The sequence below is a fragment of the Streptomyces sp. NPDC098101 genome, from assembly GCF_044760185.1.
GTDB lineage: Bacteria > Actinomycetota > Actinomycetes > Streptomycetales > Streptomycetaceae > Streptomyces.
This window is the reverse complement of the sequence record NZ_JBIWAS010000004.1, coordinates 771,426-786,697: the sequence shown is the minus strand read 5'-3', so window position 1 is coordinate 786,697 and position 15,272 is coordinate 771,426. Positions and strand designations below refer to the sequence as shown.

The following is a 15,272-nucleotide window of genomic DNA, read 5'->3' as shown; positions in this document are numbered from 1 at the left end:
ACAATACGGGGGTGAGCGATGACGACCCGTACCTGTGGCTGGAAGAAGTCTCCGGCGACGCCGCCCTCGCGTGGGTGGCCGAGCGGAACGCCGAGACGGCGGAGGCCCTGGCCGCCGATCCCGGCTTCACCCCGCTGAAGGAGCGCCTGCGGGAGGTGCTCGACGCCTCGGACCGCATCCCGTACACCACCCGGCGCGGCGCGCACCTCTACAACTTCTGGCAGGACGCCGAGCACGTGCGCGGGGTGTGGCGGCGCACCACCCTGGAGCAGTACCGCAAGGACCGGCCCGAGTGGGAGGTCCTCCTCGACGTCGACGCGCTCGCCGCCGAGGAGGACGAGAAGTGGGTGTGGGACGGGGCGACCGTGCGCCGGCCCGACCACGACCGGGCCCTGGTGCGCCTGTCGCGGGACGGCGCCGACGCCGCCGTGGTCCGCGAGTTCGACCTGGGGACGAAGGAGTTCGTCGCGGACGGCTTCCGGCTGCCGGAGGCGAAGACGCAGATCGGCTGGATCGACGCCGACACCGTCTTCGTCGGCACGGACACCGGACCGGGCTCCCTGACCGACTCCGGCTACCCCCGCACGGTCCGCCGCTGGCGGCGCGGCACCCCCCTGGAAGAGGCCGCGACGGTCTTCGAGGCCGAAGCCGGGGACGTGTCGGCCTGGGGCTACCGCGACGACACCCCCGGCTACGAGCGGGAGTTCGTCGGCCGCTCGCTGGACTTCTTCCGCGGCGAGACGTACCTCCTGGAGCCCGACGGGACGCCCGTGCGGATCGACGTGCCCGAGGACGCCGTCGTCTACGCCCACCGGCGGCACCTGATCGTCACCCCGAGGTCCGCGTGGCTGGGGCAGCCGAGCGGCTCCCTCCTCGCGTTCGGCTTCGACGCCTTCCTCGCGGGCGACCGCACCTTCGAGGTCCTCTTCGCCCCCGACGAGCGGACCGCCCTCGCCGGGCACGCCTGGACCCGCCACCACCTGATCCTGGAGAGGCTGCGGGACGTCACCACCCGCATCGAGGTCCTCACCCCGACCGACGCGGGCCCCTGGGACCGGGCGCCCCTCGTCGGCGTCCCGCCCCTCTCCGCAGTCGACGTCGTCGACACCGACCCGGACGTCTCCGACGAGTACTTCCTCGACGTGTCCGGGTTCCTCCAGCCCTCCACCCTCCACCGGGGGAGCGTCGGCGGCGACGCGGAGGTCCTCAAGCAGGCCCCGGACCGCTTCGACACGACAGGCCTGAGCGTCGCCCAGCACTTCGCGACCTCCCGGGACGGCACGCGCGTGCCGTACTTCGTCATCGGCCCCGACCGCACGGCCACCGGCCCCGGCCCCACCCTGCTCTACGGCTACGGCGGCTTCGAGGTCTCCCTCACCCCCTCCTACGGCGCCGTGCGGGGCCTGGCCTGGCTGGAGCGCGGCGGCACCCACGTCGTCGCCAACATCCGGGGCGGCGGCGAGTACGGCCCCGGCTGGCACCAGGCCGCGCTCGGCGCCGAACGGCCGCGCGCCTTCGAGGACTTCGCGGCCGTCGCCGAGGACCTGGTCGCCCGGGGCATCACCACCCCGGACCGGCTCGGCGCGGTGGGCGGCAGCAACGGCGGCCTGCTCATGGGCGCGATGCTCACCCGGTACCCCGAGCTGTTCGGCGCGATCGTCGCGCAGGTCCCGCTCCTCGACATGACCCGCTTCCACAAGCTCCTCGCGGGCGCCTCCTGGATCGCCGAGTACGGCGACCCGGACGACGAGGCCGACCTGCCGCACCTGCGGGACCTCTCCCCGTACCACCGCATCGAGGCGGACCGGGCCTACCCGCCCGTCCTCCTGACGACCTCGACCCGCGACGACCGCGTCCACCCCGGCCACGCCCGCAAGACGGCCGCGCGGCTCCGGGAGCTCGGCCACCCCGTCCTGTTCCACGAGAACACCGGCGGCGGCCACGCGGGCGCGGGCGACAACGAACAGGCCGCCCACAACAGCGCCCTCCTGCACACCTTCCTGTGGAAGAACCTCACGCCCGCCCCCGGCGGCGTCACAACCACCCCGAGCGCTGCGCCTGGAGCGCCATCTGGAACCGGCTCGTAGCACCGAGCCGGGCCATCAGGACCTGGATCCGGCGGAAGAGCGTACGGCGGCTGACCCCGAGCTCCCGGGCGACGACGTCGTCGCCCGCCCCGGCCGCGAGCAGCCGGAGCAGCCGGCGGTCGGCGGGCAGCAGCCCCGCCGGCCGCACCGAGCGGCCGTGCAGGGGCAGCGCGCTCCGCCAGGTCTGCTCGAAGAGCGCCACGAGCGCCGAGAACAGGCCGCACGGCTGCACGACCACCATGCTGTTGTGGACGTCGGCCTCCCTGATGGAGAGCGACACCAGGGCGTACGCCTCGTCGATGACCAGCAGCTTCACCGGCACCGACGGCAGCACCCGCGCCTGCTCGCCCGCCTCCACGCACGGCTCGATCGACTCCTCCAGCTGCCCCGGGAACTCCAGGGACGCCTGCGAGTAGACGACCCGCTGCGTCACCCCGCGCGCCAGGGTCGCGAGGGCGTCCTCGGTGGCGCCCGGCAGCGGGAAGTACGGGGGCGAGTCCAGCTGCCGGATCTGCTGCCGCGCGCTGGCCCAGGCCTGCCGCATCCGGGGACCGACCGCCTCCCCGGTCACCACCTCCACCAGGTCGTCGTGGTACGCCGCGAGCCTCTGCCGACGGAACGCCTCGAACGCCCCGCCGACCGTGATCCGGGACTCGTCCAGCTCGGCCGCCCGGTGCCGGCCCAGGATCTCCAGACCCGCCGCCGGGGGCACCGGCGCCACCGGGTCCCCGCCGTCCGCGACGGCGCTCGCGAGCCCCGCGTCGACCAGCTCGCCGTACGCCGCCGCGAGGCCGTCGCCGGTCAGACCGGCCGCCGCGCCGATCGCGTCCAGCGGCGCGGGCCCGAGCTCCAGGAGGCGCGGATAGAGCCGCCGGGCCCCCTCCCCGACCCCCAGCAGCCGGAGCGCCTCGCCGAGCCTCGCGTCGTTCGCCATGACCGCATTATCGGCGCCCGCCGCACCTCGCGGTGGCCGATCCGTGCCACTGGCGGACCCCGGCCACCGGCGGGCGCCGGGCGCAGTACCGTCCGGGGGCCGTCGACGTCCGGCGGCCGTGCACCTCCCCGACGAGAACCCGAAGAACCCGAAGAACCGGAAGAAGGAGCAGGACGTGGCGAAGGGTCGCAAGAACGGTCTCTACGAAGGCGTCTCCGAGGAGCTCTCCGCCCTGATGAGGACGGGATGGGCGGACACCGAACGGCAGGGGCTCGCACCCGGCGAGCAGGCCCCGTACGCGGCCCGCCGCCGCGCCGCGCTCTCCGCGCTCTTCCCCGGCGAGCGCCTGGTCGTCCCCTCGGGCAACCTCAAGTACCGCTCCAACGACGACGTCTACCCGTTCCGCCCGTACTCGGGCTACGTACACCTGACCGGCGACCGGGCCCGCGACGGCGCCCTCGTCCTCGAACCCCGCCCCGGCGGCGGCCACGACGCGTACTGCTACCAGCTGCCCCGCGACAGCCGGGAGGACGACGAGTTCTGGCTCGGCTACACGGCCGAACTGTGGACGGGCCGCCGCCCCTCCCTCGCCGAGTCCGGCGCCGTCCTCGGGCTGCCCTGCCGCGACGTCCGCACCGCCGCCGCCGACCTGGCCGCCGGCTCCGGCGTCCCGACCCGGATCGTCCGGGGGATCGACCCGGCCCTCGAAGCGGCCGTCACCACCGACGAGAAGCGTGACGAGGAGCTGGAGGAGGCGCTGAGCGGCCTCCGGCTCGTCAAGGACGCCTGGGAGGTCGGCGAGCTGCGCAAGGCGGTCGACTCGACCGTGCGCGGCTTCACCGACTGCGTCGCGGAGCTCTCCCGCGCGGTCGCCACCTCCGAGCGCTGGATCGAGGGCACCTTCTTCCGCCGGGCCCGCCTGGAGGGCAACTCCGTCGGCTACGGCTCGATCTGCGCCGCCGGCGAGCACGCCACGATCATGCACTGGACGGACAACGACGGACCGGTCCGCCCCGGCGACCTGCTCCTCCTCGACGCCGGAGTGGAGACCCGCACGCTCTACACCGCCGACGTCACCCGCACCCTCCCGATCGACGGCACCTTCACCCCCGTCCAGCGCCGGGTGTACGACGCCGTGTACGAGGCGCAGGAGGCCGGGATGGCGGCGGTGAAGCCGGGCGTCCCCTACCGGGCCTTCCACGAGGCGGCGCAGCGCAGCCTGACGGCCCGGCTGGTCGAGTGGGGGTTCGTCGAGGGCCCGGTGGACCGCGCGTACGCCCTCGGGCTCCAGCGCCGCTTCACCATGGCGGGCACCGGCCACATGCTGGGCCTGGACGTCCACGACTGCGCGCGGGCCCGCACGGAGGAGTACGTCGACGCCCTCCTCGCGCCGGGCATGGTCCTGACCGTCGAGCCGGGCCTGTACTTCCAGCCCGACGACCTGACCGTGCCCGAGGAGTGGCGGGGCATCGGCGTCCGCATCGAGGACGACCTGCTGGTCACCGGGGACGGCCACGAGAACCTGTCGGCGGGTCTGCCGCGCTCGGCGGACGAGGTCGAGGCGTGGATGGCGCGGGTGGCCGGCTGACCGCGTTCCCTGGACGCGGGCGCGTGCCATGCGGTTAGCTGATCCTGCACCTAATCAACTAGTTGTCTAGGGAGTCGCGCCGTGCACCCGTTCCGTACCGCCGTGGAGAACCGCGACCTCGACGCCGTCGAGGCCCTGCTCGCCGAGGACGTCGTCTTCACCAGCCCCGTCGCCTTCAAGCCGTACCCCGGCAAGGCCCTCACCGCCGCGATCCTGCGCGGGGTCCTCCGCGTCTTCACCGACTTCCGGTACGTCCGCGAGATCGAGGGCGCGGACGGCCGCGACCACGCCCTCGTCTTCACCGCGAAGGTCGGGGACAAGGAGATCAACGGCTGCGACTTCCTCCACTTCGACGAGGAGGGGCGGATCGACGAGTTCACCGTCATGGTCCGTCCCCTCTCCGCCGCCCAGGCGCTCGCCGCCGCCATGGGCGCCGAGTTCGGCCGGATCCAGGAGGAGGCCGCCGCGGCCCTCGCGGCGGACGGGCGCTGAACGGCCGGCCCGATGCCGGGCGGAGGGGATCCGGGCCGGATTTTCACCGATTCAGGTGATGACGGAACGGGGGAAACATCCCTTCCGTACGGGAATCGGTCAGGCTCGACCCGACACGTGGAGCCAACCGGTGGAGGGGCCTGTGCAGCCGATCACCCGTCACGAACCGCATGAACCGCATGAACCGCATCTCGTCGTCCGCTCGGCCGACGGACTCACCGTCGCCGCGCTCCGGGGCGAGCTCGACCTCGTCCTGGTGCGGCACCTGCGCCCCGAACTCGACGCCCTGGCCCGGGGGTCCGGGGACCTGACCCTCGACGTCCGCAGGCTCACCTTCTGCGACGCCACCGGACTCGGCCTCCTGGCCCGCTGCGCCGAGCGCACCCGCGAGCGGGGGAGGCGCTGGCGGCTGCTCTGCGACCAGCCCTGGATCCTCCGGCTCATCCGCCTGACCGCCCTCGGCGACCTCCTCCGGCCGGAGACCGTGCTGCCGGGCGTGCCCGTGCCCCGGCGGGAACGGGCTCCCGGGCTGGGGCCGGGACCGGAACCGGGGCCGGGGGCGGTGGGCCCCGCCGCGTGAGCGGTGGCCGTGGCGCGGGCCCGCCGGGCGGAAGGGGCCCCGGGGTACGGTCGCCGCATGTCTGAAGTCCGGTTGACCACGCCCTCCTACCTCGTGCTCGGCATCATCGACAAGCTGGGCGAGGCCACTCCGTACGACGTGAAGGTCGAGGCCGCGCGGACCGTGGCGCCGTTCTGGTCCATGCCCCACGCGCAGGTCTACGCGCAGTGCGACCGGCTTCTGGAGGCGGGGCTGCTCTCGGAGGTGCGGCAGCCCGGAGGCCGCAACCGGCGGCTGATGAGCCTCACCGGAGAAGGGGCGGCCGCCCTGCGCGACTGGCTCGCCGACCCGGCCTTCGTCCCCGTCGAGGCCCGCGAACGCGGCATCCTCAAGCTGTGGTTCGGCGCCAGTCCCCGCGTCCACGCCCCGGTCCAGGTCGACGAGCACCGGCGGACCCTCGACGCGTACGAGGAACTCGCCCGCGACGTGGGCGAACTGCTGACGCGCGGACAGCGCGAGGCGCTGGAGTTCGGCATCCGCTACGAGCGGATGATGGTCGACTTCTGGCAGTGGGTCGAGAGCCGCGAGCCCTGACGGCCGCCGCGGACCCCCGTCGCGGATTGTTGTTACCGACCGGTTGACCCCGCCCCGGGGCGGCCCTACCTTCCTCCGTAGTCCCTCCATGGTCCAGACAGGACTATCGCGTACATGGGCGCGGGGACGGCGACAGGGGGGAACCGCCGTGGAACGTGGACGTCCGGCGAGCACGAGGCGGGGCCGGGCGGCCGCCCTCGCGGTGACGGTGGTCTGCCTGGCGTACGCGCCGATCGCCGTGACCGAACTCTGGCCGTACGCGAGACCGGGCGCGCCCGCCCTCGGCGAATGGGTCCTCGGCCGGACCGTCTCGCCGGAGTTCGTGGCCGAGGCCGTCCGCGACCGGACGGAACCGTACGCACGCAGCCTGGTCCCGCTGATCGTCCACTCGGTCCTCGGCGGCCTCCTGATGCTCCTCGGGCCCGTGCAGCTCCTCTCGGCCGTCCGGCGCCGGATCCGGCTGCACCGGGCCGCCGGAACCGTCTTCGCCGTCACGGTCTACGCGTCGATGGCGGGCGCCGCCCTCTACCTGGTGCGCACCCCGCCGGAGGAGGCGTTCAGCGGGGCCGCGTTCTGGATCGTCCTCGCCACCATCCTGGTCGGCACCGTCGGCAGCGTGACCTTCGGCGTCCTGGCCGCCGTCCGGGGCTTCCCCGACCTGCACCAGCGCTGGATGCTGCTCTGCTACGGCTTCCTGATGACCGCTCCGCTGCTGCGGCTCGAATGGGGCGCGCTGCCCCGGCTCCACCCGGGGCTCGACATCCTCGACGTCAACCGCGTCGCGATCATGCACCTCGGCGCGCTCGTCTCCTTCGGCGCGCTGCTCGCCTCCCGCGCCCTCGACCACCGCACCGCCGTCCCCGGCCTGACCGGCACCTGGTGTCCGGCGCCGGTCCTGGTCGCCGTCCACCTCGCGGGCGCCGCGGGCCTGGCCCTGCTCGCCGTCCCGTTCCTCGACGGGGGCACGGCGGGAAGGCGGCTCCTGCTCGCGTACCTCGTCCCGTACGCCGTGATGTACGCCGTCATCGCCGTGCGGGCGGCCCGCGCCCGCGCCCGGGGGTCCCTCTGGGCCGCCGAGGAGTGGACCCTGCACCTCGCCGCCCTGTGCCTGGCCCCCGCGTTCTCGGCGGTCGCGGCCCCGGTCCTGGAGCGGGCCTTCGGCCTCGACCGGCCGACGGCCCTGATCGCGGGCGTCGGCATCGGCTGCGGCGTCCTCGCGTACGCGGCCGTCACGGTGGTGAGCCTGCGGATCCTGCACGCCCGGGAGGCCGTGAAGCGGCGGGGGGAGCGACCGGCCCCCGTCCCCACGGTTCCCGTACCGGTCACCGGAGGAGAAGGGGAACGGGCATGAGCACCACCGGAGAACGGACCGCCGCGGACCGGGGAACGCCCGGCGGCCGGGAACTCTCGCCCGGCGTCGTGGTCCTGAGCAAGGTCGTCGGGGGCATCAGCCTCACCGTCGGCGCCCTGCTCGCCGTCACCGGTCTGGCCGGATACGCGGCGGGGGCCTGGGTGTCCCCGGAGGCGCTCAGCCCCGGCCTCGTCGGCGCGGCGATGGCCGGGGTGGCGCCCGCCCTCCTCACCGTCGGCCGGGCCCGGCTCTGGGAGGAGGTCCGCAGCCTCGTCCTGCCGCTCGCGACCGTCCTCGTCGGCCTCTTCGCGGTGAGCCTGCTGAACGGCGGAAGCCTCCGGGCGGCGAAGGGCGGCCCGCTGTTCCTCGTCCTGTTCAGCCTCGGCTGGGTCGCCACCCTCGGCGTCCTCGCGCTCGGCGCCGTCGGCTGCCTCGTCGCGCAGTACCGGGTGCGGGCCCGGCCGGCGGACGCGGGCCGGCGGGAGCCCGCCGCCCCGCTGCCCGGCTGGTCGAAGCCGCCGCTCGCCGTGCTCGGCTCCGGCTGGCTCGGCATCGGGGCCGGACTCCTCGCCTTCCCCGCCTTCTGGGGCCCGCTCGTGCCCTGGACGGTGAACCGCGCCGACGCGCAGGGCCTCGGGGTGTGGGCGCTCGCCCTCGGCGTCGGCGTCCTCGCCTCCCTGGTCGAGGACGACCTGACCCGCCTCCGTCCGGCCCTCCTCGCGGTGCCGTCCGTGGCCCTCGCCGCCGCCGTCGTCCTCGCCGTCCACGCCCCGGAGGTCGACTGGGCGTCGGGCCCCGGCGCCTCCCTCGTCGCCCTGCTCGCCGGCCTCCTGGTGATGGGCGCCTCCGGCCGGTGGCTCCTGACCAGGGCGTCCCGCACGACGGACGGCTGACCGCCCGCCGTGTCTCCCGGGCCGAAATCCCGTGGCGGCACGGCCCGGTGGGGGACGAGGATGACGGGATGACCGACAGCGCCCAGCCCGCACAGATCCCGCCCGTCGACGCCCTGATCGTCGTCGACGTGCAGTCGGCGTTCGTCACCGGCGCCGGAGCCGTGCCCGCGGCGGAACGGCTCGTCGACCGGACGGCGGACCTGATCGCCCGGGCCCGGCGGGACGGGGCGCTCGTCGTCCACCTCCAGAACGACGGCCCGCCCGGCTCCGAGGACGAACCCCACACCCCCGGCTGGGAGCTGCACCACCCGGTGGAACCGGGCCCCCTGGAACTGGTGATCCGCAAGCCCGAGGACGACGGCTTCCGGCGGACCCCCCTGGGCGGCGTCCTCACCGACGCGGGCGTGCGGGCGGTCGCCGTCTGCGGGGTCATGTCCGAGATGTGCGTACAGGCGACCGCCCGCACGGCCCTGGCCCGCGGCTACCGCGTCGTCGTGCCGTACGACGCGCACGCCACCCAGGACGTCCCGGCGGCACCCGGCATCGCCGGGACGATCCCGGCCGCGACGGCCTCACGGGTCGCGGCGTACGCCCTCGGAAGCGACGCGGAGATCACCGCACCGGCGGCGGCCGTCACGTTCACGGCCCCCGGAAAGGCCTGACCGCCCCGCCCCGAGCGAGCGGAACGCGCCACGAACTCGTCCCGGAACGACGGCGAGCGGGCTGTTCAAAGGCTTGTCGATCTCTCTACGGTGGAGCCGGGACGCCTCGTCGGCGTCCCGCGCGACACGATGGGGGAGCGGTGGAAGAGCTGACGGTGCTCGCCATGTCGGGAGCGACGACCGTGCTCGGGCTCGTCGTCTCGGACCTCTGGGAGCAGGCGAAGGCGCGGGACTGGCGCCTGTTCCGCCGACGGGGCTCCGACGGGGGGACCCGGGAGGGCGCCGACCGGGACGCGGAACAGGTCGTCGCCGAGCTGGAGGCGGCCGGACACGAGGTCGCGACCGCGCGGGCCGCCGGGGACGAGGCGGCCGCCGCCGCGATCGAGGAGCGGTGGCGGGAGAGGTTCCTCCGGACCCTCCGGGACGACCCGGCCGCCGTGACCGAACTCCAGGAGATCGTCGCCGCCTTCGGGGCGCCGGGCACGGTCGCGTACGTCAGCGCCGGGGTGAACCACGGCCCGGTCTTCCAGGGATCGCCGGTCCACGGCGATATCAACGTCTACGTGCCCCAGCCCCCCGCCCCCCGGCCGCGCCCCGACCAGGTGCCCGCGCTCACCGCCGCCTTCGTCAACCGCACCGCCGACCTCTCCGAACTCGACCGCTGGTTCGGCCCGCCCGCCCCGGGGACGCCCCCGGTCGGCATCGGCGTCCTCCACGGGCTGCCCGGCGTGGGCAAGACCGCGACCGCCTGGCACTGGGCCGCCGGCACCCGGGAGCGCTACCCCGACGGCCAGTTGTACGTGGACTTCGCCGCCCTGCGCGGACAGTCCGGCGGCGACGTCTCCGAGGCCGTGGCCATGTGCCTGCGCGGACTCGGCGTCCTCGACACGTACATGCCCGACTCGCTCCAGGAGCGGGCCGCGCTCTTCCGCACCCGCACGGCCGACCGGCGCCTGCTCGTCGTCCTGGACGACGTGGGCGACCCGGCCCAGGTCCGGCCCCTCGTGCCCAAGGGCCCCGGCAGCGCCGTCCTCGTCACCAGCACGTCGGCGCTCGGCGAACTGGCCCTGGACGGGGCGCGGATCCTCGCCCTCAAACCGCTCGACCCGGCCGGCGCCCTGCGGCTGCTCGCCGAGCACGGCGGGGAGCGGATCACCGCCGACCCGGACTCCGCCGAGCGCCTCGTCGAGCTGTGCGGCGGCCTGCCCGTCGCCCTGCGGATCGTGGCGGGCCGCCTCGCCACCGACCCCTCGCTCACGGCGGCCGACCTGGCCGGGGAGCTGGCCGACGAGAACCGCCGGCTCGACGCCCTGTCCCTGGGAGAGGAGCACTCCATGTCCGCCGTACTCAACCCCACGTACCGCCTGCTTCCGCCCGACGCCGCCCGCCTCTACCGCTGCCTCGGCCGGTACCCGTGCGCCACCTTCGACGTCGAGTCGGCCGCCGCCGCCCTCGACGCCCCGCCCGCCGGGACGGCCCCGCTCCTGCGCCGCCTCGCCGGTGACGGCCTGATCGAGCGGACCGCCGACGGCCGATTCCACATGCACGACCTGGTCCGGCTGCACGCCCGCGAGCGCGCCGACGCCGAGGAGCCGCCCGGCGCGGAGTCCGCCCTCGTCGCCCGGGTCCTCACCCACCACCTGCTCCTCACGGCCCTCGCCGACCGGGCGATCCGCGAGGACAGGCTGCGCGTCGCCGACCTCGGGGCGCTCCTGGCGGAGGCCCCGAACCCCTTCGCCGGGCCCACCGGCGCCGATCCGCTCGCCTGGCTGGAGAGCCGGAGCGCCGACGTCCTCGCCGTCCTGCGCGCCGGAGCCGCCCGGGGCGGCCTGGACACCCCCGTGTGGCAGCTGGCCGAGGCGTACAGCGTGCTCTTCCTCCACCGGCGGGCCCTCGGTCCGTGGCGGGAGTCCCTCGCGCTGGGTGCCGCCGCCGCGGCGACGGCCGTCGCCCCGGCCGCCGAGGCCCGCCTGCGCAGCCTGCTGTCCCGGCCCCTGCTCGACCTGGGGGAGGACGCGCGGGCCCGGACCGAGCTCGACGCGGCCCTCGCCTGCGCCGAGGTCGCCGGGGACGCCGTCGTCAGCGCCTCGGTGCGCGAGTTCGACGGACGGTACTGGGACCGGCACGACCCGGCCCGCGCCGTCGCCTCCTACCGCGCCTCCCTGGAGCTCAACACCCGGGCGGGGGAGGCGCGCGGCGCGGCCATCGCCACGTACTTCCTCGGCTGCGCCCAGGACGCCGCCGGTCAGCACGTGACCGCCCTGGCCACCCTGAACGACGCCCACCGGATGCTGACGGAGTGCCGGGACCCGCGCATGGCGGCCCGCGCCACGGCCGCCCTCGGCGTCGCGCACGACCACCTCGGCGACCCCTGGGAGGCGATGCGCGTCCTGGAGGACGCCGCCGCCACCCTCCGGGCGGCACGGGCCACCCACTACGAGGCCCAGGCCCTCGTCGCCCTCGCGGACGTCGCCGAACGCACCGGCCTGCGCCGCGCCGACGTCCCCGGCTGGCTGGACCGCGCCGCCGGCATCCACGAGGAGGGCGGCAGCCCCCTCGCCCCGGCCCTGCGGGCACGCCTGCGCGCTCTGGAGGGCGAGTAGCGGGGGCCGGCGGCTAGGACGCCTCCGGACGGGCGAGGCCGTCCAGGACCAGGGCGAGCAGGTGTTCGCGCCGGGCGGCCAGGGAAGGAGCCTGGTCGGCGGCCCAACTGACCGCGTTCGCCAGGGCGAAGAGGTCCGTGCCGTCGACGTCCGGCCGGATCCGCCCGTCGTCCTGGGCCGCCCGCAGCAGCCGGCCGGCCGCCGCGCGCATCGCCGCGCAGGAGGCGTGCAGGGCGGACTCCTCGTCGCCGAGCGTCGCCATCAGCGATGCCGGAAGCCCCCGGAAGGAGCCGGACCGGAGGGTGAACTCGCCGAGCCACAGGGACAGCGCCCGCTCGGGCGGCAGGTCGTCGGCGAGGAGTTCGTCCGCGCGGGCCGCGAGACGGTCGAAACCGGTGCGCAGCAGGGCCTCCAGCAGATCGTCACGCGTGGGGAAGTGGCGGTAGAGCGTCCCCAGGCCGATTCCGGCACGGCGGGCCACGTCCCGCAGCGAGGCCTGGGTGCCCTCCGCGCCGACGACCTCGGCGGCGGCCTCCAGGATGCGTTCCCGGTTGCGCAGGGCGTCGGCCCGCCGTCCCGGCCGCATCGGCTCATCCGGCATGTGAATCCCTCGCGTTGACAAGCGGAGCACTGCTCCGTTTACTAAGCGGAGCAGTGCTCCGCATCCTGTCGGGATCCTATCGGGCGGAGCACGTGGCATGACGACGGGGGACGAACACCATGGGTGCGGAGACGATGCGGGCCGTGCGCGTGCACGCTTTCGGCGGGCCGGAGCGACTGGTGCACGAGGAGGTCCCGAGGCCGGCGGCCGGGCCGGGCGAGGTCCTGGTCCGGGTGCGCGCGGCCGCGTTCAATCCGCCCGACCGGTACGCGCGCAGGGGCTTCGTGGACATCCCCGAAGCGGTGCGCCCGGCCCGGCCGCTGCCGTTCGTCCCGGGCTCGGACCTCTCGGGGACCGTCGCGGCCGTGGGCGCGGGGGTCACCGAGTGGCGGGTCGGCGACGAGGTGTTCGGTCTGGTGAACTTCCCCGGCCGGTCGGCGGCCTACGCCGAGTACGCCACCGCGCCCGCCGCCCACCTCGCGCGCAAGCCCGCCTCCCTGAGCCACGAGGAGGCCGCAGCCGTACCGATGGCCGGCCTCACCGCGTACCAGCTCCTCTTCGAACACCCCGGCCTCCGGGAGGGGTGCACCGTGCTCGTCAACGGCGCCGCCGGCGGGGTCGGCCACTTCGCCGTGCAACTGGCCGGGGTCGCCGGCGCGGGGACGGTCGTCGGCGTCGCCTCCGGCCGCCACGAGACCTTCCTGAAGGACCTGGGCGTCGACCGGTTCGTCGACTACACGCGGACCGACGTCACGGAGGCCGTGCGCGACGTGGACCTCCTCGTCGACACGGTCGGCGGCCCGGACGGCCACCGGCTCCTGCCCCTGGTGCGCCGCGGCGGCCACCTCGCCCCGGTCTTCTTCGGGGAGTACGACCCGGAGCGCGCGGCCGCGCTCGGCGTCACGGTCGGGGGCCGGCAGGTCCGTTCCCACGGCGGGCAACTCGCCGAACTGGCGGCCCTCCTGGACTCCGGCCGCGTGAGGGTCGGCATCGAGGCCGTCTTCCCGCTGCGCGAGGCGGCCCGGGCCCACCTCCGCGCCGAACGGGGGCACCTCCAGGGGAAGATCGTGCTGCGCGTGACGGAAGACGACCACGCCTGAGCCGGGGGCCTCGCCCCGGGACGAGACCCCCGGGCAGGGCGCCGTCTCCCGCTCAGCCGCGCCCCGTCGTCCCCTCCACGGCGCGGACGCGCAGGACGAAGTCCTCGCCGGGCCGGCCGTCGACGCGCAGGGACGCCGTCCCGGCCAGGGGGAGGCCGGCGCGCAGGTACGCGTACACGAGCGCCGCCGCGCGTTCGGGGCCGTGCGCGCCCTCGGGCCCGGTCGCCTCGACGACCCGGCCGTCGCGCAGGCCCACCAGGTGGCCGCCCGCGCCGAGCGGGACCGCGGCCGCGAGGCAGCCCGGCCGGGAGGCCAGGGTCCCGTCGATCCAGCGCAGCGCGGCCGCCCCGGAGGCGGCGGGCGCGGCGGCCAGGACGACCGACGCGCTCTCGGCGGTCCGCAGGTCGCGCTCCGCGTCCGTGCAGGCGAGGTGCTCGAACACGCCCGGGGGCTCCGGCCGGTGGCCGGGCGCCACCACAGCCGGGACCCGCTCCATCCCGACGACCGCGCCCGCCCCGCCGTCCCGGACCGCCACGCGCGTGCGCACCCGCCACGACGTGACCGGCTCGGCCGGGACCCGCACGGGGGCGAGGGCCCGGACCGGCGGCGGCCCCGACGACGGCTCGGGCAGCCGGAGCAGCTCGTACAGGACCGCACGCAGCCGTACCAGGGCCCGGCCCGGTTCGCTGAACGCCCGCTCCGCCACCCCCGCGTACCCGGCGCGCGCGGCGGGCTCGAACGCGTCCTCCACCTGGCGGCGCGCGTCCCGGCCCGGTGCGAGGCGCGGCGCGTGCCGGCCGAGGACCTCGGCCGCCGTCCCCGGCACCGAGTCGCTCCCGAAGGCCCCCAGCAGCACCGGCCGCCCGAGCGCCGCGCCGTACAGGGTCACCGACCCGTGGTCCCCGACGACCAGGTCCGAGGCGAGCAGCACCGAGCGCCACGCGTGCGCGGGCGGCACGAGCAGCAGGCCCGCGTCGAGCGCGGCCGCGAGGTTCCGCCGGAGCTGCCAGGCGCCGTGCGCCGCCCACACGTTGGGGTGCACGATCGCCGCCACCCGGTACGTGTCGTGGGGCAGCGCGGCGAGGAGCCGCGCCGGGAGGTCCGGGTGCTCGCCGAGCAGCGAGGTCGGCCCCCAGGTCGAGCTGACCACGACGAGCCGCCGGTCGTCCCCGACGCCCAGCGCCGAGCGGTACGCGGGGCGCAGCGCGGCGCTCGCCGCGAGCTCGTCGAAGCACGGGTCGCCCACCAGCAGCGTCCGCCCGGCGGCCTTGGGGTGCGCGGCGAGCAACTGCTCGTCCTGGTCCGGGTGCGAGGTGGCGAGCCACGCCCGCCCCGCCTCCAGGAGCGCGTCGGGCACCAGGCCCGAGAGCCGCACGCGGTCGGCGCGCGAGTCCGGCACGTACTTCTGGAAGCCGATCCCGTGCGGGAGGACGAGGACGGGGCACGTCCCCTCGGGGACGTCGACGTTCTCGCTCGCCGTGAGGACGAGGTCCGGGGAGACGTCGCCCAACTGCGACCAGGGCATCACGCGGCAGCCGGAGTCGTGGAGCAGGTCGAGGACGCCGCCGTTGAAGGCGGAGGTGGGGTCGTACGCGAAGACGACGTTCACCCGGCTGTCGTCGCGCAGGACGGCGGGCAGGCACTCCAGGACCCGGGTGGTGGAGACGACGGTCCGCGCGGCGACGACGAGCGTCCGCTCGCCGGGAAAGGTCCGCCACCGCTCGGCGTCCCGCCCCACGGGAACGCGGAGGGGCCGTTCAGTCTCCATGGCCACCTCGCCAACGTACGCCCGACTCACCCGTTACGCG

At 75.8% G+C, this 15,272-nt stretch carries 13 protein-coding genes; 10 read left to right on the top strand and 3 right to left on the bottom strand.

Annotated elements, in window-relative coordinates; translation table 11 throughout:
• The first annotated feature begins 11 nt into the window (after nucleotides 1-11).
• Entirely contained in the window at nucleotides 12-2,087 is a 2,076-nt protein-coding gene (locus tag ACIQVI_RS21835; protein ID WP_403598258.1) for a prolyl oligopeptidase family protein, read from the top strand.
• Here ACIQVI_RS21835 and ACIQVI_RS21830 read toward each other — a convergent pair.
• Nucleotides 2,035-3,021: a LuxR family transcriptional regulator gene (locus ACIQVI_RS21830; protein ID WP_403598255.1), complete on the bottom strand. Its 987-nt coding sequence runs from the start codon at nucleotides 3,019-3,021 to the stop codon at nucleotides 2,035-2,037. The two genes, ACIQVI_RS21835 and ACIQVI_RS21830, sit on opposite strands and share 53 nt — an antisense overlap.
• Before the next feature lie 175 nt (nucleotides 3,022-3,196).
• Between ACIQVI_RS21830 and ACIQVI_RS21825 the strand changes: the two genes are divergently transcribed.
• From ACIQVI_RS21825 to ACIQVI_RS21790, 8 genes are all read left to right on the top strand, one after another.
• The gene (locus ACIQVI_RS21825) at nucleotides 3,197-4,609 is read left to right on the top strand and encodes an aminopeptidase P family protein (protein ID WP_403598762.1); all 1,413 of its coding nucleotides are present in this window, start codon (nucleotides 3,197-3,199) and stop codon (nucleotides 4,607-4,609) included.
• Between the two features lie 81 nt (nucleotides 4,610-4,690).
• Nucleotides 4,691-5,101, top strand: coding sequence for a nuclear transport factor 2 family protein (locus ACIQVI_RS21820; RefSeq protein WP_351973007.1), 411 nt, complete (start codon nucleotides 4,691-4,693; stop codon nucleotides 5,099-5,101).
• A gap of 142 nt (nucleotides 5,102-5,243) precedes the next feature.
• A complete protein-coding gene (locus tag ACIQVI_RS21815) occupies nucleotides 5,244-5,681 on the top strand; it encodes an STAS domain-containing protein (RefSeq protein ID WP_403598251.1) in 438 nt (145 codons plus the stop codon).
• 57 nt (nucleotides 5,682-5,738) lie between these two features.
• Nucleotides 5,739-6,254, top strand: a complete 516-nt coding sequence (locus tag ACIQVI_RS21810; protein ID WP_163013870.1) for a PadR family transcriptional regulator — start codon at nucleotides 5,739-5,741, stop codon at nucleotides 6,252-6,254.
• Nucleotides 6,255-6,402: 148 nt separating this feature from the next.
• On the top strand, nucleotides 6,403-7,605 hold the full coding sequence (locus ACIQVI_RS21805) for a DUF2306 domain-containing protein (RefSeq protein ID WP_403598248.1): 1,203 nt from the start codon (nucleotides 6,403-6,405) through the stop codon (nucleotides 7,603-7,605).
• The gene (locus tag ACIQVI_RS21800) at nucleotides 7,602-8,498 is read left to right on the top strand and encodes a hypothetical protein (protein ID WP_403598245.1); all 897 of its coding nucleotides are present in this window, start codon (nucleotides 7,602-7,604) and stop codon (nucleotides 8,496-8,498) included. Before ACIQVI_RS21805 ends, ACIQVI_RS21800 begins: the two co-directional genes overlap by 4 nt.
• 68 nt (nucleotides 8,499-8,566) lie before the next feature.
• Nucleotides 8,567-9,160 (top strand): isochorismatase family protein, encoded by a 594-nt coding sequence (locus ACIQVI_RS21795; protein WP_403598242.1) that lies wholly within the window; start codon nucleotides 8,567-8,569, stop codon nucleotides 9,158-9,160.
• Between the two features lie 140 nt (nucleotides 9,161-9,300).
• Nucleotides 9,301-11,763 carry an NB-ARC domain-containing protein gene (locus ACIQVI_RS21790; protein ID WP_403598239.1) on the top strand — a complete coding sequence of 821 codons (2,463 nt, stop codon included), beginning with the start codon at nucleotides 9,301-9,303 and terminating at the stop codon, nucleotides 11,761-11,763.
• Nucleotides 11,764-11,776: 13 nt separating this feature from the next.
• Here the strand turns inward: ACIQVI_RS21790 and ACIQVI_RS21785 are convergent, their stop codons facing one another.
• The gene (locus tag ACIQVI_RS21785) at nucleotides 11,777-12,364 is read right to left on the bottom strand and encodes a helix-turn-helix domain-containing protein (protein WP_351973013.1); all 588 of its coding nucleotides are present in this window, start codon (nucleotides 12,362-12,364) and stop codon (nucleotides 11,777-11,779) included.
• A 134-nt stretch (nucleotides 12,365-12,498) separates the two neighbouring features.
• On the opposite strand from ACIQVI_RS21785, the gene ACIQVI_RS21780 reads away from it, so the two are divergent.
• Complete coding sequence (locus tag ACIQVI_RS21780; RefSeq protein WP_351973015.1) at nucleotides 12,499-13,464, top strand: NADP-dependent oxidoreductase; 966 nt, start codon at nucleotides 12,499-12,501, stop codon at nucleotides 13,462-13,464.
• 52 nt (nucleotides 13,465-13,516) lie between these two features.
• Here the strand turns inward: ACIQVI_RS21780 and ACIQVI_RS21775 are convergent, their stop codons facing one another.
• Complete coding sequence (locus ACIQVI_RS21775) at nucleotides 13,517-15,232, bottom strand: hypothetical protein (protein WP_403598757.1); 1,716 nt, start codon at nucleotides 15,230-15,232, stop codon at nucleotides 13,517-13,519.
• Between the last annotated feature and the right edge of the window lie 40 nt (nucleotides 15,233-15,272).

Excerpts from the sequence above, each read along its gene's own strand:
- ACIQVI_RS21830 (WP_403598255.1), bottom strand. The coding sequence starts at position 3,021 with ATGGCGAACGACGCGAGGCTCGGCGAGGCGCTCCGGCTGCTGGGGGTC.
- ACIQVI_RS21810 (WP_163013870.1), top strand. The coding sequence starts at position 5,739 with ATGTCTGAAGTCCGGTTGACCACGCCCTCCTACCTCGTGCTCGGCATC.
- ACIQVI_RS21800 (WP_403598245.1), top strand. The coding sequence starts at position 7,602 with ATGAGCACCACCGGAGAACGGACCGCCGCGGACCGGGGAACGCCCGGC.
- ACIQVI_RS21795 (WP_403598242.1), top strand. The coding sequence starts at position 8,567 with ATGACCGACAGCGCCCAGCCCGCACAGATCCCGCCCGTCGACGCCCTG.
- ACIQVI_RS21785 (WP_351973013.1), bottom strand. The coding sequence starts at position 12,364 with ATGCCGGATGAGCCGATGCGGCCGGGACGGCGGGCCGACGCCCTGCGC.
- ACIQVI_RS21780 (WP_351973015.1), top strand. The coding sequence starts at position 12,499 with ATGCGGGCCGTGCGCGTGCACGCTTTCGGCGGGCCGGAGCGACTGGTG.
- ACIQVI_RS21775 (WP_403598757.1), bottom strand. The coding sequence starts at position 15,232 with ATGGAGACTGAACGGCCCCTCCGCGTTCCCGTGGGGCGGGACGCCGAG.